This window comes from Peristeroidobacter soli (assembly GCF_004138485.1).
GTDB lineage: Bacteria > Pseudomonadota > Gammaproteobacteria > Steroidobacterales > Steroidobacteraceae > Steroidobacter > Steroidobacter soli.
This window is the reverse complement of sequence record NZ_RYEV01000010.1, coordinates 250,496-273,569: the sequence shown is the minus strand read 5'-3', so window position 1 is coordinate 273,569 and position 23,074 is coordinate 250,496. Positions and strand designations below refer to the sequence as shown.

Below are 23,074 nucleotides of genomic sequence, written 5' to 3'. Positions count from 1 at the left end.
AGAAGCCGATGAGCAAGCACTGCATGACCCGCGGAGACGCACGGCGCCTCGGCGCGTTGCTGGAGGAGTTCGCTCGCGAACGTCGCTATGTGCCGGAGGACGCGCAAGGGATCGAGGCGCTCGATGAATTGCCGTTGTGTCTGCAGGCACGCGCCAGAAAGTCGGATGCGGACTCGCAGTGGCGTGCATGGACCGACGGGCATCGCATCTGGTTCGTGGTCGCGCAACGCGTTCGCTTCCCGGGCGAGGAAGCCGGGGAGATCACGCTGAAGCTGGCGTTCTACGATCACGACGGCGTGCTGGCCGCCACCGGTGCCTGGTTGCGCCGGGCGACCGGGCAGTGGGTATTGTACAGCGTGCTCGACGATCAGCCGGTGGCTGATGACAGCGGGCCGGGCGATGCATGCAGACAGTTCTCCCTTGCGAGTTGAACGGGCACCGGCCATGCAGTCCCCGCTCGAACAACAGCTGCAGCGCGCGCTCGAGCGTCATGAGCTGAAGGTGCATTATCAGCCGAAGTTCCATCTCGCCACCGGAGAGCTGCAAGGCGTCGAGGCACTGCTGCGATGGTGTACCGACACCGGGTCGTGGATCTCACCCTCGGCCTTCGTGCCGCTGCTCGAAAGCAGCGGCCTGATCAATCGGGTCGGCGCGTGGCTGTTCGAATGCGCGGCCTCGGACTCCGCTTACTGGCACCGTCATGGCCAGAGTGTCGTGCGTGTCGCCATCAACATTTCGCCCTTGCAGCTGCGCGAGCGCGGTTTCTTGAGCTGGGTGCTGTCGATCTGCGACACCTGGCAGGCGGCGGGCGCGGGCCTCGACCTGGAGTTGACCGAGTCGGCGTCGCTGCCCGACTCCTACGATGTGGTCGGTGCGTTGAACGCGCTGGCGGCCGCCAACGTGCGCCTCGCGCTCGACGACTTCGGCACCGGCTATTCGTCGCTGAGCTTGCTGACGCGTCTGCCGGTGCGCCATCTGAAGATCGATCGCAGCTTCGTGGCGCAGCTCGGCGTGAGTCGCAAGGCCGAGGTCATCGTCGATGCCATCATCCGGCTGGGACGTGATATTGGCCTGGAGACCATCGCCGAAGGCATCGAGACCGAGCAGCAGCTGTCGTACCTGCGCCAATTGGGTTGCGATATCGGCCAGGGCTACTACTTCAGTCCGGCGCTGAATCGCGACGATCTGCTGAGTCGCCTGCAGCTGCCCATGCCGCCGCCGGGCCGCTGGCGCGGTGAAGTCTTTCGAGGACATGCCTTGTCATGAAGCCGTCCGACAGCAACGCCCTGCGCATTCTGATCGTGTGTTCCGCCAACCGCTTCCGCAGTCCGCTGGCCGAGTACCTGATGCGGCGGGAGTGGGCGGGCTACCTGATCGACGTCCAATCCGCCGGCCTTCATGCCCAAGAGGGCGCCCCGGCGCATGACGCCGCTCGCGAGATCGCGCTCGAACACGGCTTGCTTGAGATCGAAGCGCATCGCACGCGGCGCCTGACTCCGGCACTGATGCATGATGCCGATCTGATCCTGACCATGGATGAGCTGCAGCAGCGGCATGTGCTGCGTGTCATGCCAACGTATGCCGGCCGCGTGCTGCTGCTCGGATGCTGGCGCGGCGTGAACATCGGTGAGCCCATCGTCACCTCGCAGTTGTCGCGCGAGTGGACCTTCGGCTTGTTACAGGAATGTGTAACGGAATGGCGGCGGCGCTTGACGTTGACGCTACGGTCCCTGGCGAGCGCCACGGATGACAATCGACAGCGGCGCGTGCACTGACAGTGTGCGGGCAGTTGTCCCTGATTCAGGACGTAGGTTCGCACCGCGGCAGCTTTCTATACGCGCAATCGCTTATGCACTAAAGTTCACGACTCGCTGAGGCGCGAAAAGAACAAGGGTCGGTCGACCGGCGTGCGTCTCGGCGTATATAGGAGAAGTAGGTGGTTGAAGCCCTGTGGATGGTGAAGAGCCGCGGCGATGGAATGCCCAGGAGGAGGAGGGAGTGCGGCACAGTGGTGTTGCTGGACGATCGACGCATCGTCGGCGGCAACGAAAGGTACCATTTCGTGGGCATCTACCGGCGCGAGGCCAGCCGGATTTTTTTCAGGGCCTTCGTGGCATTTCACGGTGAGCGACGCAAGGTGCCGCGGACCAGCGACGGTGCGCCGTACGAGACCGAAGGCATCGGCGAGATCTCGCTCGATTGCAAACGCATAGAATACGTGGCGCGCGTCGTCGGCAAGCCCGACAGCCGGATCGAAGGGACCTTTGTTCGTATCGCCGAGGTGCCCAATTTCCGTAAGCTCTCCTGATCGGTTCTCACTCGACTTCGGCGTCGCGCGGCCGCGACATTGTGAATGTTATTGCGCGCCGCGACTTTCACGGGCAGGCTTGTCCCCACTAGAATCGCTTGCGCATGGAAGTGCCCGAAAGCATCGAGTTGCAAGAGCCTGCAACAGGAGAGCTATGAATCGAGTCGGCAGGATCGGGCGTCGAACGGGCGTCACCCGGTACCATCAGGTATACAGTCTTCTTGTCCGGGCCCTTGCCGAGGGCACCATTCGCAGCGGTGCCGCTTTGCCGACCGAGAACGAGCTCATGAAGCTGTATCAGGTTTCGCGCAATACCGTGCGACGCGCGATCGATCGCATGGTGCGCGAACGCCGGGTGGTGCGTCGGCGCGGCAGCGGCACCTATGCACTCGCTTCCGATCGGGACCCCGCGAGCTGGCAGAGACTCGCCGGCCTGGTTCACGATCTCGATCGCTTCGCGCAGGCGACCCGTTCCAAATGCCTGAAGTTCGCCCGCGTCGATACGCCCGCCTATGTATTGCGCGAGGCACCGGATTTTGGCGCGCGTTCACTGTTGATCGTACGGACGCGGCAGTTCGACAAGACCTGCTTCTCGGTTACCTCGAGCTATATTCCCGAGGCGGTCGCCGGCAAGCTCACGCGGGCCAGGATCACTGACAAGCTGATACTCACGGCATTGAAGGAACTGGGCTATGTGCCCGCGACCGGTTCGCATACGACTCATGCCGTTGCCGCCGACGCGGACACCGCGCCGCTGCTGGATGTGGCCGTCGGCACGCCGATTCTGATGACGGACTCGCTCAGCCGGGATGCGCACGGGGCACCACTCGAATTCCAGCGCGGTTTCTTTCTCGCCGACGTCTACCCGATTCGCATGGACGTTCGTTACGACAGCGTGGGCACCGGGCTGCGCTGGCAACCCGTGACTCAGCACGGCGGGGCATAGGCGCGTCGAGGCTCAGCTGTCCTCCGAGATTCGCCGCTGGAACTCGCGATGGAATCGCTGCATGGATTGTCTCAGGGCAGGCGCGGCGGCGGCGGCACCCGCCTCATCGCCATCGGTCACCACGGTTTGCAGGTAACCCGCGAGATGCTCCACGCGGCGCGCCCCCACCATGCCGGCGCTGCCGAGCAGGCTGTGCAGATATCTCTTGAGCTTCGGCGTGTCGCGCTCGCTGCCATCCAGCAGCGACAGCGTCTGCTCGGTCGAGTCGACGAACGAATCGCAAATGCGTTGTAGCGGTGCACGTTGATGATTCAGGCTGTGGCGCAGCTCGTCGAACACCTGGGTATCCATGTCGGGCAGGTTCGACAGCCGCTCGCCCGGCACCACGCGCGCGCGAGGCTGCTCCCCGGGACGCAGCCACTTACACAGGATGTCGTGCAGCGCTGCCCGGCCGAATGGCTTGGGCAGGAAATCATCCATCCCCGCCTCGAGGCAGCGCGGCCGGTCGTCGGCCATCGCGTTCGCGGTCATGGCAATGATGGGGATTCGATGCGGCAGCATGGCGCGCAGCCGCCGGGTGGTCTGGTAGCCGTCCATGCCCGGCATCTGGCAATCCATCAGAATCAGATCGAACTGTTCCTGGCTCATCAGGCGCAAGGCATCCTCGCCGTTGTCGACGATGGTGGCCGGGCATTGCAGGTTGAGCAGCAGCGCTTCGGCCACGAACCGATTGGTGCTGTTGTCTTCCACCACCAGGATGCGGCCGCGTGGATTGCGAAAGATGCGTTGAGTCTGCTCATCCGGCGGCGTCTCGTGCGAGGCGCCCAGCGCCACGGTGAGCCGGAACACCGAACCGGCCGTGCTCGATCGCAGCAACACCAGGTCACCGCCCATCGCCTGCGCCAGTCGACGACTGATGGGCAATCCCAGTCCCGTGCCGCCGTGGCGCGAGGTGGCCGTTTCGACTTGAACGAACGGATCGAAGATTGCGTGGCGTCTGTCGACGGGCACGCCCTCGCCAGTGTCGATCACGTCGATGGTGATCTGCCGGCCGTCGTACGCGACGTTCAAGTGGATGCCACCGCGGGTGGTGCACTTCAACGCATTGGAGATCAGGTTGTTCATGATCTGCTTCAAGCGCGTCGGATCGCCGTGGAACGAGGGCGGCAATGTATTCGGCAGCTGCAACGAGAGACTCAAGTGCAGGGAATCGGCCTGGGCGCGGGAGGCGTCGATCACTTCGTGCAGCAGCCGCGCCAGCGAGAACACTTCATCCTGGAGTGTGAAATGTCCCGAATTGATACGGGTGAGATCGAGGATGTCGTTGGCGATCTTGAGCAGCGAGCGCGCCGACAGCCGGGCGACCGACAGCCGCTGTTGCAGCTCCTGCGGCGAGGACTGGTCGGCGCGCATCATCTCGAGCGTTGCCATGAGCCCATGCAGCGGCGTGCGCAACTCGTGACTCATGGTGGCGATGAACAGATCCCGCGAGCGCTGTGCCGATTCGGTCAGTTTCTGAGCGCGTTTCAGCGCGGTGATTGCCGCACGCATGCCACTGGGATCGCGCACGTGGATGGCGTAGCGATCGCCGTCGGCCTGAGCGTAGGGAGTGATCTGGACGTACGCGCTGACCTCCTTGCCCTCGGCCGTTCGCAGTATGGTTTCGATGGGCCGCGTGCCGGCGCGCACTTTTTCGAGCTGCGTGAGGTTGAGCGGATGCTCGAGCGTCTGGTGCGCCGGAATGAGCACGCCGAGGCGTTGCCCCTTCATCGCCACCGGCTCATAGCCCAGCAAGGTTGCGATGGAGCGGCTGGCGGACTCGATCTTGCCCTCGCGGGTGGCGAACAGAGTGACATCCGAGCAGTGATTCATCAGCACGCGGTAGCGGTTTCTGACCGCTTCGAGCTCACGCCGCTTGCGGCGAACCTGCTGAGCGCACAGTTTCAAGTCGCGCTGCGCGACCTCGGCCGCCTGTCGCATCTGCTCGATCTCCTGCTCGGCCGCCAGCAGATCCTGGCGACGGTGCGCGATGTCCCGTCGCAGGTGGTGCATTTCTCGAAGCAGGGGTGAGATCGTCTCTTCGAGCAGCGCTGGCACCGCCGGACTCGTCTTGGTGTCGCCACTCAGCCAACGCTGCACCGACATCAGTCGCGTCGTGGCCCGCCACGTCACGACCTGGCTGAGCGCGAGTGCGGCGAGCAGCAGGCTGCACAGGCGCATGGAGCTCTCATCGACAGGCATCCCCGGTGGCAGCTCGCCGAGCAGGCCGAGCGCGGTGAGCCCAGAGACTCCGGAGATGAGCGTGAAGACGATGTGCCCGGCGTGCACACGGGCACGTTGTCCGGTGTGTCTGCCCCGCTGGGGCAGCAGGATGAGACACGCGCTCGCCAGCGCGACGTTGACGCTTGCTTCCGTCAACGCAGTGGCGGCGATCGACAAAGGCCGGTCCAGAGCAGTGCCCGGCAGCGACTGTATATAAAGAAAGAGGTGGGGGAGCAGTTGCACGAGAGCTGCGGAGACGCAGCGGGCGCCCCATCGCAGCAGCTGGCCGCCGGCCGCGGCGAACGGCATGGTGAGCGCGGTGGGCCACGGATCGTCCTGCAGGAGCAACGCGATGGCACAGATGACCAGTGCCGTTGCTATCGACCATCGCCAGCCCCACAACAGGGCCACCGCCATGACTACCGCGGGTAGCAATGAGATCTGCGCAGTGGACAAGAACGCGATCTCGAACATGTCAGCGCTCACGTTAGGGCCGGCCCGGGTTCATCCCTGCTGTATGTTGTCCCTATCAAGGCATGATAAACGCAGCGCTGAGGATCGGCGTTCCGGCAGCGGAGAGTGACTCCGTGACCGATTAAAAGAATAAGTACCATAATAGGAATAACTGTAAATGGTAGGCATACGCATTGGGAATGCTGTCTGTACGTAGAGAGTTGCGTACCGGCCAGATGGGTCGGGCCGGCGCGAGCGCGCAGCAGCGGGGCATCCCCGAATAAACCTCCAATTTGCTCCGATTCAGCCGACCCGCTCGGCAGCGATCCATCCGCCGCAGCATCGCGGCGATAGAAGCGTCCAATTTGGAAGCATCTGCGCCGGCGCGCGCGTGGCCGTCGGTATATTCGATTTCAATATCGACACCGGGCTCAGAGCCACTGCCAATGAACACCATGCAAGATCGCGGAACGGAACAGCGCTCAATCGACAACGCAACGGCGCACGACGGCGGAACACGGCTGCGCCGGCTGGTGAGACATCTGTCTCGCCGCCACATGGCCATGGTGCCGATGACTCTGCTGCTGATCGGTGTCAGCGCCGCGCAGGATGATTCCGCGCCGGCACCGAAGCAGAAGGACTCATCCAACGACGGCGCTGCCGATGACACAAAGGGCGATGTCACGCCACAGCCTGGCGACAAGATCGCACTGCTCGCAGGCACGACCCGGCTTGCCGAGCACGTGCTGACGAAGGAGGAGATTGCTGCCCGTAAGGTCCGTATCGCCGTTCGCATCAAGGACGATGACGCGCAGGCAACTGCCGAAGGCGAGGAGGCCGCCGCGCAGAATGCCGAAGCGCAAACGAACGCTGCCGCCAGCGAAGATGACGAGGATGATGGCGCCATCGTGATGGCGGACGGTGGCGCGAGCGGCGGCGCTGTGGCCGTCGCACCGGCTGCGCAATCCGGCGACGACGATGATTCCGGTCTGATCTGGTTGCTGTTCGGCCTGGGGGGCGCCGGCGCCGCCGTTGCAATCGCGAACCGTGGTGATGACGACAAGCAGCCGGCTCCGCCAACCGAAGAGCCGCCGCCGCCACCACCGACCACGATCACCGGCGAGGTGATCAAAGGTTACGTGCAAGGCGCCGCGGTCTATCTCGATCTGGATCATGACGGACTGCCCGATGGCGATCCGGTGTACACCGACGGCCAGGGCCGCTTCACCTTCGCGTCGGACCAGACCGGTGCGTCGCTGCTGGCATTCGGCGGCGTGGACACGCTCACCAACGTGCCGCTCGACGGCTTGATTCTGCGCGCGCCGGCAGGCTCGACCGTCATTTCGCCGCTCACGACGCTGATCGACGAGATGATGAAGCAGGACGACTCGCTGACTGTCAGCGGTGCGCAGTCGCGTCTCGCCACCGCGCTCGGCGTGACGCTGCCTGGCGGTGTCAACCTGACCACGTTCGATCCACTGCAGAACCTGCAGAGCGGCGGCGGCGCCGTCGAGGATCAATCGGAGTCCGTGCTCAACACGATCAGTTCGATTCAGTCGCTGCTGGTCGGTGCCGGTGCGGCCGATGCGGTCACGGCCGCCAATGCCGCGATCACGGCGATGGCACAGAGCGTGCTCGATGGCTCACTGGATCTTACGTCTGTCGATGATGTCGCACGCGTGCTCGAGACGGCGTTCTCGGGTACCGGTGTCGGCGCATCGAACGCGGCCGATCTCACGGCGCTCGCCAGCGCGATCGCCGCCGTCAATCACACCCTGGTCGACGCATCGGGAGTGAGTGACGTGGCCTTGCAGGTCACGCGTTACGCATTGGCGGGCTTTCAGGATCTGCTGACCAGCGTGGGCGCCGGTGCACAGATCAGTGATCAATACGAGCGCGACATTTCCTTCTCGCAGAACGGTGAGCTCGCGGCTGCCATCGAGGCTCTGACGAGCGGCGACGTGAGTGAAGTGATCGATCGGAACGTCGATGCGAGCATCAGCTTCGCGCAGCGCCTGGAGGGCGACCGGTTCATTTTCGCGCTCAATCCCGAGCTGAAGCTCTATCAGGGCGCGCCGGACAAGATCGATACGGTGACGGTGAAGTTCGATGTCGCCGGTGTCACGGTGGAACGTGAGGTTCGCGGTGCCAATGGTGCGCTCAGCATCGAGGTGCTCCAGCCGGCAGCGGATGGCAGCTACACGCTGGAATACCGCGAGCTCGACAAGATCTCGATCAGGCCGCCGGTGGAGTTCAACGGCGTGCTCGGTGCGGCCATCTCCGTTCACTACGTCGGTCTCGGCGTCGTGGAGTCGGACACGCTGGGCATCGCCATCACCGCGGTCAACGACGCACCCACCGGTCAGGATTCGACCGTGACGACGGCGGAGAATCTGCCGCACGTCTTCTCGCTCGCCGATTTCCCATTCACCGATGCGATCGACGCCGCCCATGCAGGCGGCGCCAATGACCTCGATGCCATCAAGATCGTGTCGCTGCCGCGCGCCGGCACGCTGTATCTGGGCGAGACGGCGATCACCTCGGAGGACGTGGCGAATGGTTTCTACGTCAGTGCCTCGGATATCGAGGCCGGCTTGTTCCGCTTCGTGCCCGCGACCGGTGAGAACGGCGATGCCTACGCGAGCTTCCAGTTCCAGGTTCGCGATGACGGCGGCACCGCCAACGGCGGTGTCAATCTGGATCCGACCGCGCACACCGTGACCGTGAATGTTGCATCCGTCAACGATGCACCGGTCGCAACCGACAATTCACTGATCCTCGCGGAAGACGAGAGTCACGCGTTCTCGGCGCAGGACTTCGGCTTCACCGACCTGGAGGGCAACGCCCTGGCGGCGGTGATCATCACCTCGCTGCCCGAGGGCGGCTCGCTTTGGTACGGCGAACACCAGCTCTCCGTCGATGATCTGGGCGAGGAGGGTTATTCCATCTCCGCGGCCGATCTGGCGGCCGGGATGTTGACGTTCGTGCCCGATGCAGACACGAACGGTGCTTCCAGCTTCGATTATCGGGTGCAGGACAACGGTGGCACGCTCAATGGTGGCGTGGATGTGAGCGAGACGGCGACGTTCTCGATCGACATCACGCCGGTCAACGACGCACCGGTGAGTGGCGGCGGCAGCACGAGCGTTCTGGAAGATGGCGGGCACACGTTCTCGGCGTCCGACTTCGGCTTCAACGATATCGAAGACGACAGCCTCGCGGCACTCATCATTACCTCGCTGCCCGAGGGCGGCACGCTGTGGCACGGCGAACATGAGATCACGCTCGATGACCTGAGTGGTGAAGGCTATTCGATTGCCGCCACGGATCTGCAGGAAGGGCTATTGCGATTCGTGCCCGCGGCGAATGTCAACGGCGACATCAGTTTCCAATTCCGCCTGCAGGACGATGGCGGCACGGCCAATGGTGGCGTGGATACCAGCACCGAGGCGACCTTCACGTTCGAGGTCACCCCAGTGAGCGACGCGCCGGCGAGCAGCGGCGGCAGCGCGACCATCCTCGAAGACGGCTCGCACGTGTTCTCGTTGACGGATTTCGGTTTCAGCGACCTGGATGGCGACACCTTGTCGGCCGTGCTCATCGACTCGCTGCCCGAAAGCGGCACGCTGTGGTATGGCGAGGATCAGATCACGATCGACGATCTCGGCAGCAGCGGGTACTCGATCTCCGCTGAGGATATTGCCAGCGGCCTGTTGAGCTTCGTCCCCGACGCGGATGTGAATGGCAGCACCAGCTTCAATTTCCGCGTGCAGGATAATGGCGGCACCGCCAACGATGGCGCCGATATCAGCGCAGCCGCCACGTTCAATTTCACCATCACGGCAGTGAACGACGCGCCGCAGGCATCCGACAGCGATACGAGCATTCTCGAGGACGGCTCGCACACGTTCTCGGGGTCGGACTTTGGCTTCACCGACAGCGAGGATCACAACCTGTCGGCGGTCATCATCACGTCGCTGCCCGAGGGCGGCACGCTGTGGCACGGCGACCACGCCATCACACTCGACGATCTGGGCACCGAGGGCTATTCGATCACCGTCGCTGACTTGACCGACGGCCAGCTGGTGTTTCAGCCGAACGCGAATGCGAACGGCAGCAGCACCTTCGGGTTCCGCGTGCAGGACGATGGCGGGACCGAGAATGGCGGTGTCGATATCAGCGAGACGGCGCAGTTCACGGTGAGCGTGACCTCCGTCAATGACGCACCGGCCAGCATTGGCGGCAGCGAGACCATCCTGGAAGATGGCGAGCACACCTTCTCGGCGACCGACTTCAATTTCACGGATCTCGAAGACAACTCGCTCGCCGCGGTCATCATCACGTCGCTGCCTGAAAGCGGCACGCTGTGGCATGGCGATCATGCGATCACGCTCGATGACCTGGGCACCGACGGCTATTCGATCTCCGGGGCCGATCTGTCGAACGGCGAGCTGGTGTTCCGTCCGGACGCGGACGTGAATGGCAGCACCAGCTTCAATTTCCGCGTACAGGATGACGGCGGCACGGCCAACGGTGGCGATGACACGAGCGCCGAAGCCACATTCTCCTTCGACATCACCGCGGTGAACGATGCGCCGGGCACCAGCGCCGGCAGCACCACGATCGCCGAAGGCGGCTCGTATGCTTTCCAAACATCCGACTTCGGTTTCAGCGATATCGAAGATGACGCCTTCGCGGCGGTGATCATCGCGTCGCTGCCTGAAAGCGGCACCTTGTGGTACGGCGAGCATGAGATCACGCTCGACGATCTGGGCACCGGGGGCTATTCGGTTTCCGCGGCGGACCTGGTGGAGGGCAAGCTGGTCTTCCAGCCCGACACCAATGCCAACGGCAACACCAGCTTCAATTTCCGCGTGCAGGATGATGGCGGCACGGCCAATGGTGGCGCCGATATCAGCGAGTCGAGCACGTTCACGGTCACGATTACGCCGGTCAACGATGCGCCGGTGGCGACCGACAGCAGCACCACCATTCTGGAAGATGGCGAGCACACGTTCGCGGCGTCCGACTTCGGCTACAACGATATCGAAGACGATGACCTGGCGGCGGTCATCATCACGTCCCTGCCTGAAGGTGGCACCTTGTGGCACGGCGAACACGAGATCACGCTCGAGGACATCGGCACCGACGGCTACTCCATTTCTGCGGCCGATCTCTCGAACGGTCAGTTGGTGTTCCGCCCGGATGCGAATGCCAATGGCAGCAGCAGCTTCGACTTCCGCGTGCAGGACGATGGTGGCACCGACAACGGCGGTGTCGATACCAGCGAGTCCGCGACCTTCACCGTCAACGTCACTGCGGTCAACGATGCGCCGGTGACCACCGGCGGCAGCGCGACCATGCTCGAAGACAACGCGCATACCTTTGGCACAGCGGACTTCGCGTTCACCGATGAGGAGAGCGACGGTCTGCAGCAGCTGATCATCGATTCGCTGCCCACTGGCGGCACCCTGTGCTTCAACGATCAGCCGCTGACTTCATTCGAGGTGGGCAACGACGGCTATGTGATTTCCGCCGAGGATCTGGCCGCAGGCAAGCTGGTGTTCGTGCCGGATGCCGGCACCAGCGGCACGGCCAGCTTCAATTTCCGTCTGCGGGACGAGGGCGGTACGAGCAACAGCGGCGTCGACACCAGTGCGTCGGCAACCTTCAATCTGACGGTGACGGCGGTCAACGATGCACCGTCGACTGCCGCGGGCAGCACGACGATCGCCGAGGGCGACTCCTACACATTTGTGGCCAGCGACTTCAGCTTCAACGATGTCGATGGCGATGAGCTGTCGGCCGTGTTGATCGATTCGCTGCCGGGCAATGGCACGCTTTACTACAACAACGTGGCCGTGGAGTCCTCCGATGTGACCAATGGCTTCTCGGTGAGCGCTGCGGATATCAGCAGCGGCCTGTTGCGCTTCGTGCCCGCCGACAATCAGAGCGGCTCGGTGAGTTTCGACTTCCGCGTGCAGGACGATGGCGGCACCGCCAATGGCGGTGTGAACAGCAGCACATCGGCGACGTTCACCGTCACCATCACCGAAGTGAACGACGCGCCGGTCGCCGGTGGCAACACAGTGGACCTCGACGAAGGTCAGAGCGTGACGCTCTACGCGACGGACTTCAGCTATACGGACACGGAAGGCAACGAGCTCGCGGCGGTGATCATCACGTCGCTGCCGGAGAATGGCACGCTGTACTTCAACGAGACCGCGCTCACCTTGAATGACCTGGGCGCCAACGGTTACTCGATTTCCGCGGCCGATCTCGCGGCCGGCAAGTTGGTGTTCACGCCGAATGCCGGTTACAACGGCTCGGTCAGCCTGGACTATCAGGTGCGCGATGACGGCGGTACCGCAGTGGGTGGCACCGATTTGAGCAACACCGCGACGCTGACGCTGGATGTGAGCGCGGTGAACGATACGCCGATGCTCACGCTGCCGACGTACTCCCACGAAGTGGGACCGGAGGCGGCGGGCTCGATCTTCCCGGTGAACACGTTCACCGCGGGCAATCAGGAGAGTCCCTCGATCACGGCGCTGGCCGATGGCGGCTTTGTCGTGGTGTGGATGTCCAAAGCACAGGATGACATCGACAACAGCTACGGCATCTACGCTCAGCGGTTCGACGCGAGCGGCGCAAAGATCGGCGAGGAGATGCGGGTCAATCAGCAGATCGCGAATGACCAGTTCGATCCGGTGGTGGTGGCGATTCCGACCGGCGGCTTCGCGGTCCTGTGGAGCAGCCTCGATACTGTCGGCGGCGCGAATCTGCACAGTCGCGCTTTCGACCGTGACGGTGAGCCTCTTGGCATGGAATCGACACTCGAAACCGTCGGATTGGGCGATCAGTTCCAGCCCTCGGCGGCGGTAAGCAGCACAGGCACTATTGCCACCTGGACGTCCGATGGTCAGGACGGCTCGGGCTTCGGCATCTACGGCGTGATTCAGAACGGCTCGAACTCCAGTGGCGAGATCCGCATCAACACGACCACCCACTTCGATCAGTTCGACTCGCAGGCGGTCGCGCTGTCGAACGGCTCGTACGTGGTGACCTGGACGGGTAGCGACGACACCAACTCGCGCGGCATCTTCGCGCAGCGCATCTCCGCCACCGGTGAACTGCTCGGGGAAGAATTCCGCATCAACACCACGACGCAGGGCGATCAGGTCGAAGCATCGATCGCCGCGTTGTCGGATGGCGGCTTCGTCGTCACCTGGACCTCCCCCGATGAAAGCGGCAAGGGCGTGTATATGCAGCGCTACGATGCCAATGGTGTCGCGCGCGGTGAGCAGACGCTCGTCAACGGCAATCAGGACAACGATCAGTACGAATCGGCGGTCACGGCATTGCCGACCGGCGGCTTCGTGGTCACCTGGACGTCGTGGGGCAGTGTCGACTCGACGTTGGATATTTACGCGCAGCGCTTCGGCGTCAACGGCGAGCCGTTGAGCGAGGCGGTACTGGTGAACTCGTACACGACGTATGAGCAGACCTCGCCGGCCATTACGGTGCTGAGCGATGGTGGGATCGTGATCACCTGGCAGTCGAACCTGCAGGACGGGTCCGCCTACGGCATCTATGGCCAGCGCTTCGAGCCGTTCGCGCCGAACTTCATCGAGAACGGCGCGGCCGTGTTGATCGCGCCCACCGCGAGCGTCGCGGACGCCGAGCTGGATGCATTGAACGATGGCAAGGGCGACTGGAGCGGCGCCACGCTCGCCCTCGGTCGTGCCGGCGGCGAGGGTGCGATTGCATTCGAGTCGGACGACATCATCGATTTCATCTCGGGCAATGGCTACTCGCTCGACGATGAGAGCGGCGTGATTTCCAAGGACGGTCATGACATCGCCACCGTCAAGGTCGTGAATGGCATCGTGCTGGTGCACTTCGGCGTCGAGTCGGAAACGACGCCGCCCACGAGCGCCGATGTGAACTACATTCTGCGGCACTTCACCTACGCGAGCGATTCGGAGAATCTGCCCGAGAGCGTCAAACTCTACTACGGCGTCCACGACGGCAACAGCGGCGACCAGGGCAGCGGCGGCGCCGGTATCACCTCGGGCAGAGTGACGGTGCACCTCACCAACATCAATGACGCGCCCGAGCCTGAGTCCAACAGCGTGACGCTGGCGGAAGATGGCGCGCACACGTTCGCGAGCTCGGACTTCGCATTCACGGATGCGGAAGACAATGACCTGCAGGCATTGATCATCACCTCGTTGCCTGAGCATGGCAGCCTCACGCTCAACGGCCAGCCGGTGCTGGTCGGCGATGAGATCGCGGCATCGAGCGTGGGCTCGCTGCTCTACACACCGAACGCGAACTACAACGGCTCCGACAGCTTCGGCTATCAGCTGCGTGACGATGGCGGCACGGCGCACGGCGGCAGCGACACCAGCAGCGCGGCGACGATGAGCATCAGCGTGACGGCGGTGAACGATGCGCCGACGCTCGATCTGCCGGCAGTGGCGAGCGTCGACTACGTCGTCAACACGACACTGGATGTCGTCGATGCGAATGACGGTTTGCTGAGCTTGCGCGAGGCCATCGAGCTTGCGGCCAATGGGCAGAGCATCGGCTTCAGCGAGGAGTTGCTCGCGAACGGCCCGATCACCATCGAGCTGACCGACACGCTGTCGATCACCAAGGCCATCTACATCAACGGCGCGCCGAACGGTGGCGCGGCCCAGGTCGAGCTGCGCACCAACGGGTTGTTCTCGGCTATCCATGCCGATGTGGATGGCGCCACCGGTGCCATCCTCGAAGGGCTGGTGCTCAGTGGCGACCCGTACGTGCAGCAGTCCATTGGCTGGGATTACGAGCCGGGAATCTACAACGAGGGTCGGCTCACACTGGCCAACGTCACGATCAAGGACTACAACCAGGTTGGCAGCCGGGCCTACGGCACCGTGGTTGCCGCGTTGCTCAACACCGGTACGCTGTACGTCTCGGATGTGCACATCGAGGACAACCGTGCCACTGGCTGGCAAGCGACCAGCGCGGATCCCGGTGGCTCGGCCCACATCGTGTTCAACACCGGGACCATTCGCGCCACGGATTTTTACATCGAGAACAATGTCGTTACCGGCGGCAACGGCACGTACGCCAATCCAGGTTCCGCTCAGATCTACGTGAACGTGGGCGGCACGTTCGGCCCGCCGATTCTCGGTGAGGGCGACAGAGCCAACGAATTCTATGCAGCCACCAATAACTACAGCGCGATCGGCACGGCCAGCGAGTGGAGCAACAATCCGGCGCAGCCGGCGAATCCGCCGTTCGTCTACCAGGCACCGGTCATCGAGGCCACCACATCGGTCAATTACGTCGAGGGCGCCTCAGGGGTGCAGCTGTCGCCGACGGCGACGCTGTCCGATCCGGATCTGGACGCATTGAACGGCGGTGCCGGCAACTGGTCGGGGGCTTCGATCACTTTGCAGCGCTCCGGCACGGCGAACAGCCAGGACGGCTTCGATTTCGTGGATGGCAACGATCTGCGCTTCGACGCCGGCACCATCTACAAGATGGTGGGCGGCGAGGAGAGCGTGATCGGCACCTACACCTCGGTCAATGGTGTGTTCACGATCAGCTTCGCGGCGAGCGGCGCTGTGGTCGCGACCACAGCCGATGCCAACCATGTGTTGCAACAGATCACGTACAGCAATTCCTCGAACACTCCCGAGTCGAGCGTGGAGCTGACGTACACGGTCAGTGATGGCAACAGCGGCGTGCAAGGCCCGTCCGGTGCACTGACCGCGACCGGCTCGCTCACCGTCAACATCGCGTCGGTGAACGATGCGCCGAGCACCACGGGCGGCTCGCTGACATTGGACGAGGGCGGCTCGAAGTACCTGTCATCTTCGGATTTCCCGTTCTCGGATGTCGATGGCAACACGCTGGACGCAGTGATCATCACATCGCTGCCCAGCCACGGCACGCTCACGCTCAACGGTCAGCCGGTGTCGGCGAACGATGTGATCCTGGTCGCGAACCTGGGCTCCCTGCGTTACACGCCGTCTTCGAACTACAACGGCTCGGACAGCTTCGGCTACCAGGTGCGCGACAACGGCGGTACCACCAGTGGCGGCGTCAACACGAGCAGCAGCGCGACCCTCAGCATCACTGTGAACGCAGTGAACGATGCGCCGGCGGTGAACCTCGTGAACGGCGCGACCGCGTCCTATACCGAGGGTGCGTCGGCGGTGCAGCTGGCCTCTGGTGTGACATTGAGCGATCCAGAGCTGGATGCATTGAACGATGGTGCCGGCAACTGGTCCGGCGCGTCGATCAGCCTGCAACGCTCCGACTTCTCGAACAGCGATGACACGTTCGGTTTCGTCAATGCCAACGACCTGCGCTTCGATGCGGGCAGCATCTACAAGATGGTGGGCAGCGAAGAAAGTGTGATCGGCACCTACTCGTCGCTGGGCGGCGTGCTCTCGATCAATTTCTCCGCGGCGGGCAGCGTCGTCGCGACCAGCGCGGATGCGGACCACGTGTTGCAGCAGGTGACGTACAGCAACTCCTCGGAGGATCCGGATTCGAGTGTGCAGCTGACTTACACCGTCACTGATGGCAACAGCGGCTCGCAAGGCTCGGGTCAGTCACTCTCCGGAACCGGCACGCTCACCGTGAACATCACGGCGGTGAACGATGCACCGGAAACGGAAGATAAGATCGTCACGATCAATGAGGATCAGAGCTACACCTTCAGCAGCCCGGACTTCGCGATCACGGATACGGAAGATGACAGCCTCGCGGCGGTGGTGATCGATTCGCTGCCGAACAATGGCACTCTGTACTACGACGGCGAGGCCATCACGTCCGATCAGCTGACCGCTGGCTTCGAAGTGAGCGTGGCGGATCTGTCGTCGGGCAAGCTCACGTTCACGCCTGGAGAAAACTACTACGGCTCGACCAGCTTCGACTTCTCGGTGCGCGACAACGGCGGTACGGCCAATGGCGGCGAGGACACCAGTGAATCGGCCACCTTCACTTTCGACATGCGCTCGGTGAACGATGCGCCGATGCTCGAGCTGCCGGCGGTGGGCTACGACTACATCGTGACCACGCTGCTCGACCGGGTCGACAGCGAAGACGGTGTGTTGAGCCTGCGCGAAGCGCTGGCCCTGGCTCAGGATGGACAGAGCATCGGTTTCAGCGATGCCATTTTCGATAGCGATGTGCGCAACATCGTGCTGGAGTCGGCGCTGACGATCGATAGCGCCGTTTATATCAACGGCGCTCGTGACGGTGATCGAGTCACGCTGGTCCACAACGGAGCTTTCGTCGGCGCGGCGGTCAGGATCAGCTCCGATGTCGGCGGCGACGGCGCGGTGGTGCAGGGATTCAACATCGCGGCGGTGAACGCTGAAATTCTGGTGAACAGCGGCACTGACGCGGCGGGCGTGAGCAACTATGGCGTGGCGACGCTCGCCGATCTCACCATTGATGGGATCGTTGTCGAGGCACTGCAGACCGCCTCCGTGGTCGGTGGGATCTACAATGGGTCGGGCGCGACGTTGTATGTTTCGAATGTGCAGTTGAGCTACATCACTACGCGCGGCCAGGATGGCGGGATCTCGGCCAACCACGGTGGCGACGCCGCACTGGTGTGGAACGACGGCGCACTTCACGTCAACGGCCTGCGGCTCGAAGGCAACGGCACCTTCGGTGGCGACGGCGCCACGGAAGGTATGTGGAATGGCGGCGATGCTTACACTTTCGTCAACACCGGCTCGGTAACGGGCTTCGGTACCGTCGACTTCAATTTCGAGGAGAGCAGCCAGTTCTTCGGTGGCGAGGGCCACGGCGAAGGCTGGCCGGGTGACGCGGACGATTATCGGAGCACGGTGTCGATGAGCAGCCCGCCGGAGTTCGAGTTCACGCCGCCGGAGCTCGGCGACGGCACGCCCTCGGTGAACTATTCGAGGGGCGACGAGCCAGTGCTGCTGGCGCCCGAAGCGTCATTGCACGACATCGAGCTCGATGCGCTCAACGGCGGCAGCGGCAACTGGTCCGGTGCCACGATCAGCGTGCAGCGACAAGGCGGCGCCGACGGTGCCGACGTGTTCGGTCATCAAACGCCCGAGAGCTTCATGCCGCCGGCGCTGGTGTGGCAGGACAATGGAACGATCACCAAGAACGGCGCGGTCATCGCCACGTATTCCAATGTCGCGGGACAGTTGCAACTACACTTCACGGGCTTTGGAAGCAACATTCCGACGACGGCGGACGTCAACGAGCTGCTGCGACAGATCACTTACAGCAACAACAGTGCTTCGCAGTCGGAAGTCGTGATCGAGTATCGCATCTCCGACGGCAATGCTTCGTTCCACGGCTTGCAGGGCAGTGGTGGCGAGGGCGTGGTGACCGGCGCGGTCACCGTGCACATGGAAACGCCTCCGTTGGGCAGACTGGTCAGCGTGTCGCTCGAGGAATCGGAGCTTGCGACCGCGCCGAACGATGGCAACACCACGGAGTCTTTGCTGACGTACCGCGTCGAGTTGCCGGAGGTGGGTGCTTACGAAGGCTGCATCGTGCAGCTGTTCATGCGAGGCACGGACGATCCTGTCGCCACGCATGCGTTGACCGCCGGGGACATCTCACAAGGGTGGGCCGCGTTGCAGCCGTCGATCCTGCCGGACGACGGAACCTATTTGATCAGTGCGCGCTTGACCGATCCTTTGGGGACGGTGCAGTCAGAGCTCACGGCGCCGTTCTTCACGGTCGTGGATCGGGAGCTGCCGATGGCACCGCTGCTGGACTTCAGCTCGCTGACTTTGCGTGAGGACGACGCCAGCACTGGCTTCGTAGTGAGCGGCACTGCCGAAGGCTCGACCTCGGTGCAAGTCGTGCTGCTCGCCCCGGGCTATGATCCAGTGGGGTATTTGACGACGGCCGATGCAAACAATCGTTTCCACGTAACAGTGAATCCAACGTTGTTTGGCGACACCAGCAGCATCAGTGTCATCGCGAGTGTGGTGGATCGTGCGGACAATGCATCTGCCTCCGCGATGGCGACGCTCACGCTCGTGGAGGCTCCACAGGCGCTCAGCGTGTCCGGAACGGCAGCGAACGAGGCCTTCTCCAATCTGTCGGACGATGCGGTGGTGTACGAGCCGGGTCACAACGGCGGCGCCGATTATTTCATCGGCACCGAGTCGTCTTTCGACCTGGTGAGGATCGCGGGCGACGCGTCGAACTACAGCATCACGCTGCTGACGGGCGTAGCGCGTTACAACGAGCAAACACAGCTGGAGCAGTTGGGCCATTCGTTGCTGGAGGATCAGCCGCTCTATTTCATCCATGCGTGGGACGAGAGCGACGGCACGGCGCTGCGGATTCAGGCGGAAGCCATCGAGTTCGACGATACGATCGTGCGTCTCACTGACGATGCGATCGTGGGAACGGATCGATACGACAGCACCATGGGCGTGACGCTGCATGACGGTTATGGCGACGAGCGACTCGTTGGCGGGGCAGGGAACGACACGTTGTTCGGCCACTCCGGCAATGACATTCTCGTAGGCGGCGGCGGTGACGACGTCCTGTCGACCGTCGGTGGCTACGACACGCTCATCGGCGGCGACGGAGACGACTTGTTGGTCGTGTTCGGCAACGGTGAGTCAAGCGGGCCGGGGAGCGGAGCCGAACTGTATGGCGGCCTCGGTCACGATGTGTTCATGGTGGCGCCGCAGAGTGGGTTCAGTCGCGACGTGGTGATTCTCGACTTCGTCATCGGCGAGGACAAGATCGATCTGTCCTGGCTGCGGGTCATGGACGGTTCGATTGCTCGAGAGCTGACGGTTGCGGACCTGGATCTCGAGCAGTTCAACAGCGACCTGCATGAGCAGGGGGACGCGATGCTCGATCTGGGAAGCTTCGTGTCGGCCGATGGCCACACGCCCATCACCGGCTCGCTGGTCGTGGATCTGGCGGGCGGCGCGAGCACGCTCACCGCCGATGACTTCATCCTGACGGCGGCGAACAGCAGCATGCAGGGCTACGAGCTGATGTACGAGTCCTATCTGATGGGACTGGCCTGAGCCCGTCCCGGAGGAGAGGAGGTAGCGCCGGGAAATCGGCGATACCTCCGCTGCCGTTGTTGCACGCGTCTGCCGCTGAAGCCTCGCTGCTATTGCTTATATATTTCCGAAGATCTCCGGAGTAAAAAGTCCGCGGGCAAGGGCGGCAGCGCGGGTCGAATACGGATGCGGATGTCACGGAGTATGAAGATGCATACGGGCGCGCAGGTCTCTCGATCCGATTCCTCAGGTCTCGAGGGTCGATTCGAAGGAGCGGATCCCATCCTGCGCATGCTCGCGGCGCTGCCGACGGCGATCATTCTGGTCGATGCGTCGGGCATCGTCGTCTTTGTAAACGCTGCGACCGAGGCGACGTTCGGCTACTCGAGTGTCGAGTTGATCGGCAGACGCGTCGAACGACTGGCGCCGAGGCGTCTACGAGCCTGCCATCGCTCACGCCGCAGAGAGCTGTTGAAGAGCGACGACGATCGCTGCATGAGTCAACGGATCGAATCCTGCGGCTTGCGCAAGGACGGCTCCGAGATACCGATCGAGATCGGTCTGAAGTCGCTGACCATTGCCGGCAGCCGGTTCATGCTGGGCTCGGTGATTGATATCTCTACACACAGGGAATCGATGGAGTGCCTGCGGCAACGGATGGCCGACCTCACCGTGAAGTTCGATCAGCGCGGGGCCCTGCTGCAAATCGTGCATGACCGTGTCACGAACAACCTGCAGATCGTGGCCAGCCTCCTGAACATGCACGTGAGACAACTGGATCCATCGCGCGCCCGCGATGTTCTGCGCGAATGCAGGACCTGCATCGATGGCATCGCCTTGATCCACTCGAGGCTGTATCAGACGAAAGAATTCTCCAGCATTCCCTTCGGCGACTATGCGCGCAGTCTCATCGCGACCATCCTCGATGCCTGGGCGGCGCCGGGTGGCGAGCGCGTCAATGTGCGGCTGGACGTCCAAACCGTGCTGCTGCCGGTCGGCAGGGCAATCGTCTGTGGTCTCATCGTCAACGAGCTCGTCACCAATGCCATCAAGCACGCGTTTCCGATGCAGCGCCATGGAACGATCGGGGTCTCTTTGGAGAGCTCGGAGAATACCGTCCGGCTGCAGGTGAGCGATGACGGGATAGGCATGCACCTGCCTGAGGTGGAGGACGCGCGCTTCCTCGGATTGAGGCTGGTCGCAAGTCTGGTCGCCCGGCTCAATGGCTTGCTCGATATTCGTGCATCGGAAGGTGTGACCGCGACCGTCGAATTTCCGCTCTACCTTTGAGGGCATTCAAGAGCAAGGCTCGCTCTGTCTATGGGGCAAGGTGAAGGTGAATCTGGCACCCTGGCCGGGCTGGGACTCGGCCCACACGCGACCGCCATGACGGCCCACGATTCGTTCGACGATGGCCAGACCGACACCGGTACCCTCGAACTCCGAATGGGTATGTAATCGCTCGAATACACGAAACAGTCTGCTTGCATGCTCGGCGCTGAAGCCGGCACCGTTATCGCTGACACAATACCGGGTCATGCCGCCAATGGCTTCCGAGCTGACTGCGACCTGCGGTTGAGCCGCGTTGCGTGAGTACTTGACTGCGTTCGACAGTAAATTCATCCATACCTCACGGATCATGGCCCGGTCCGCGGGCGCCCGATCGATCCTTGCGAGCTCGAGCCGGGTCGCCGCGTTCGTCTCATGGATCAGCTCGTCCCAGATTTCTCGAACCAGGCTGTGCATGTCGACTTCCACGATGTGCAATGCCTGGCGACCTTTGCGCGAGAATTGCAACAGATCGTCCACCATCCGGTTCATGCGCAGTCCGCTTTCCACGACCGACTTCAGACACCGGCGGCTCTCATCGCTCAGCCTCTCGCCCTCGCTGTTCAAAGCCATCGTCGAGTATCCGACCACGGCGCGCAATGGTGCGCGAAGTTCGTGCGACACGGTGTAGCCGAAGGCTTCGAGCTCCTTGTTGAGGTCGACCAGCTCCGCGGTACGTTGCTGAATGCGGCACTCGAGATCGCGGTTGAGCCGCTCGATCTCGTCCTGACTCTGCTTGCGCTGCGCCACCTCGACCTCCAGGCGTTCGGCATAGCGTTTGATTTCCGCATACAGCGAGCCGTTCTCGTAGATCCGGCCAACCTGCGCGGCGAGGATGTGAGCGAGCACTTCATCTTCTGCATCGAATGCGACATGGTTCGTGCTCTCGAGCAGCGTGAGCCAACCGTACGCGCGTTGCGGAGATAGAATGGGCGCACAGAGCAGGCAGTGCAGCGGCCCCAGCCCGGCAGGCAGCGGCAGCTCCGGCGGCAACGAGTCGAGCCTGCGCGGCTGACGTGAGGCTCGGACCTGCCGATGTACCTCGCTATCCCAGAAGCCCGGGCTCAGCTGCTGCTCGAGCGTGGGCGCCAATCCGCTGGTGAATGTGAAGCGCTGCGTCGAGTCCCCATCGTGACGGATGGCGACGATACTGATTTTGGCGCCGACGATCTTGCGCGCAGCTTCGCAGAAGCCCAGTAGCAGGCGATGAGGATCCTTTTCGGAGGCGAGCCTCAAGCCGAGCGCGATCAGCGCCTCCAGGCGAGGGATGACGTGGGCGGCTTTGCGAGATAGCGCGGCGGTGAGTCCGGCGAGGTAGTCTTGTTGATCCGCGGAAGAGGCAGGCCTCTGCGGCAGCACATCGCGCTCGCCCAGGGCGGCATTGACCACCGAAAAGATCTGTTCCGGCTCTGCCGGCTTGCTGATGAAGTGAGTGACACCACAGAGCCGGGCGAGATGTTGTGCCTGCGATTCGAGATAAGAGGCTGTATAGAAGACGACCGGGATGGCCGCCGTCGCCGAATGCCGGCGCAGTCGCCGGACAAACTCCATGCCGTCCATTTTCGGCATGAGCAGGTCGACGATGACCAGGGCTGGCATCGACTGATGTACGAGCAGCAGTGCTTCGGCGCCGTCATGCGCCTCATGCACCTGGTGACCGGCGTAGCCGAGCACCGTTTTCATCAGCTCACGCGCTGAGCGGTCGTCATCGACAACGAGCACTACGGCCATATAGGC

9 protein-coding genes are annotated in these 23,074 nt (G+C 63.1%); 7 read left to right on the top strand and 2 right to left on the bottom strand.

The features are described from left to right. The first annotated feature begins 8 nt into the window (after window positions 1–8). The 5 genes from EKO19_RS35725 to EKO19_RS35705 all read left to right on the top strand — a co-directional run bounded on the left by EKO19_RS35725 (window position 9) and on the right by EKO19_RS35705 (window position 3,254). Window positions 9–431, top strand: coding sequence for a hypothetical protein (locus EKO19_RS35725; RefSeq protein WP_129782207.1), 423 nt, complete (start codon window positions 9–11; stop codon window positions 429–431). Between the two features lie 13 nt (window positions 432–444). Beyond that, window positions 445–1,266 carry an EAL domain-containing protein gene (locus EKO19_RS35720; protein ID WP_157995592.1) on the top strand — a complete coding sequence of 274 codons (822 nt, stop codon included), beginning with the start codon at window positions 445–447 and terminating at the stop codon, window positions 1,264–1,266. Next, window positions 1,263–1,775 (top strand): arsenate reductase/protein-tyrosine-phosphatase family protein, encoded by a 513-nt coding sequence (locus tag EKO19_RS35715; protein ID WP_129782205.1) that lies wholly within the window; start codon window positions 1,263–1,265, stop codon window positions 1,773–1,775. The genes EKO19_RS35720 and EKO19_RS35715 overlap by 4 nt, the downstream gene beginning before the upstream one ends. A 161-nt stretch (window positions 1,776–1,936) precedes the next feature. Continuing rightward, window positions 1,937–2,308, top strand: a complete 372-nt coding sequence (locus EKO19_RS35710; protein ID WP_129782204.1) for a hypothetical protein — start codon at window positions 1,937–1,939, stop codon at window positions 2,306–2,308. Window positions 2,309–2,462: 154 nt separating this feature from the next. Then, window positions 2,463–3,254 (top strand): GntR family transcriptional regulator, encoded by a 792-nt coding sequence (locus EKO19_RS35705; RefSeq protein ID WP_129782203.1) that lies wholly within the window; start codon window positions 2,463–2,465, stop codon window positions 3,252–3,254. A 12-nt stretch (window positions 3,255–3,266) separates the two neighbouring features. Here EKO19_RS35705 and EKO19_RS35700 read toward each other — a convergent pair whose 3' ends face one another. Beyond that, a complete protein-coding gene (locus tag EKO19_RS35700; RefSeq protein ID WP_129782202.1) occupies window positions 3,267–5,990 on the bottom strand; it encodes a response regulator in 2,724 nt (907 codons plus the stop codon). 425 nt (window positions 5,991–6,415) lie between these two features. On the opposite strand from EKO19_RS35700, the gene EKO19_RS35695 reads away from it, so the two are divergent. Together EKO19_RS35695 and EKO19_RS35690 are read left to right on the top strand one after the other, a co-directional pair. Further along, window positions 6,416–20,029, top strand: a complete 13,614-nt coding sequence (locus EKO19_RS35695) for a tandem-95 repeat protein (RefSeq protein WP_129782201.1) — start codon at window positions 6,416–6,418, stop codon at window positions 20,027–20,029. A gap of 165 nt (window positions 20,030–20,194) precedes the next feature. After that, the gene (locus EKO19_RS35690; RefSeq protein ID WP_129782200.1) at window positions 20,195–21,298 is read left to right on the top strand and encodes a sensor histidine kinase; all 1,104 of its coding nucleotides are present in this window, start codon (window positions 20,195–20,197) and stop codon (window positions 21,296–21,298) included. 6 nt (window positions 21,299–21,304) lie between these two features. On the opposite strand, the gene EKO19_RS35685 is transcribed toward EKO19_RS35690, so the two are convergent. Then, complete coding sequence (locus EKO19_RS35685) at window positions 21,305–23,068, bottom strand: ATP-binding protein (RefSeq protein WP_129782199.1); 1,764 nt, start codon at window positions 23,066–23,068, stop codon at window positions 21,305–21,307. Between the last annotated feature and the right edge of the window lie 6 nt (window positions 23,069–23,074).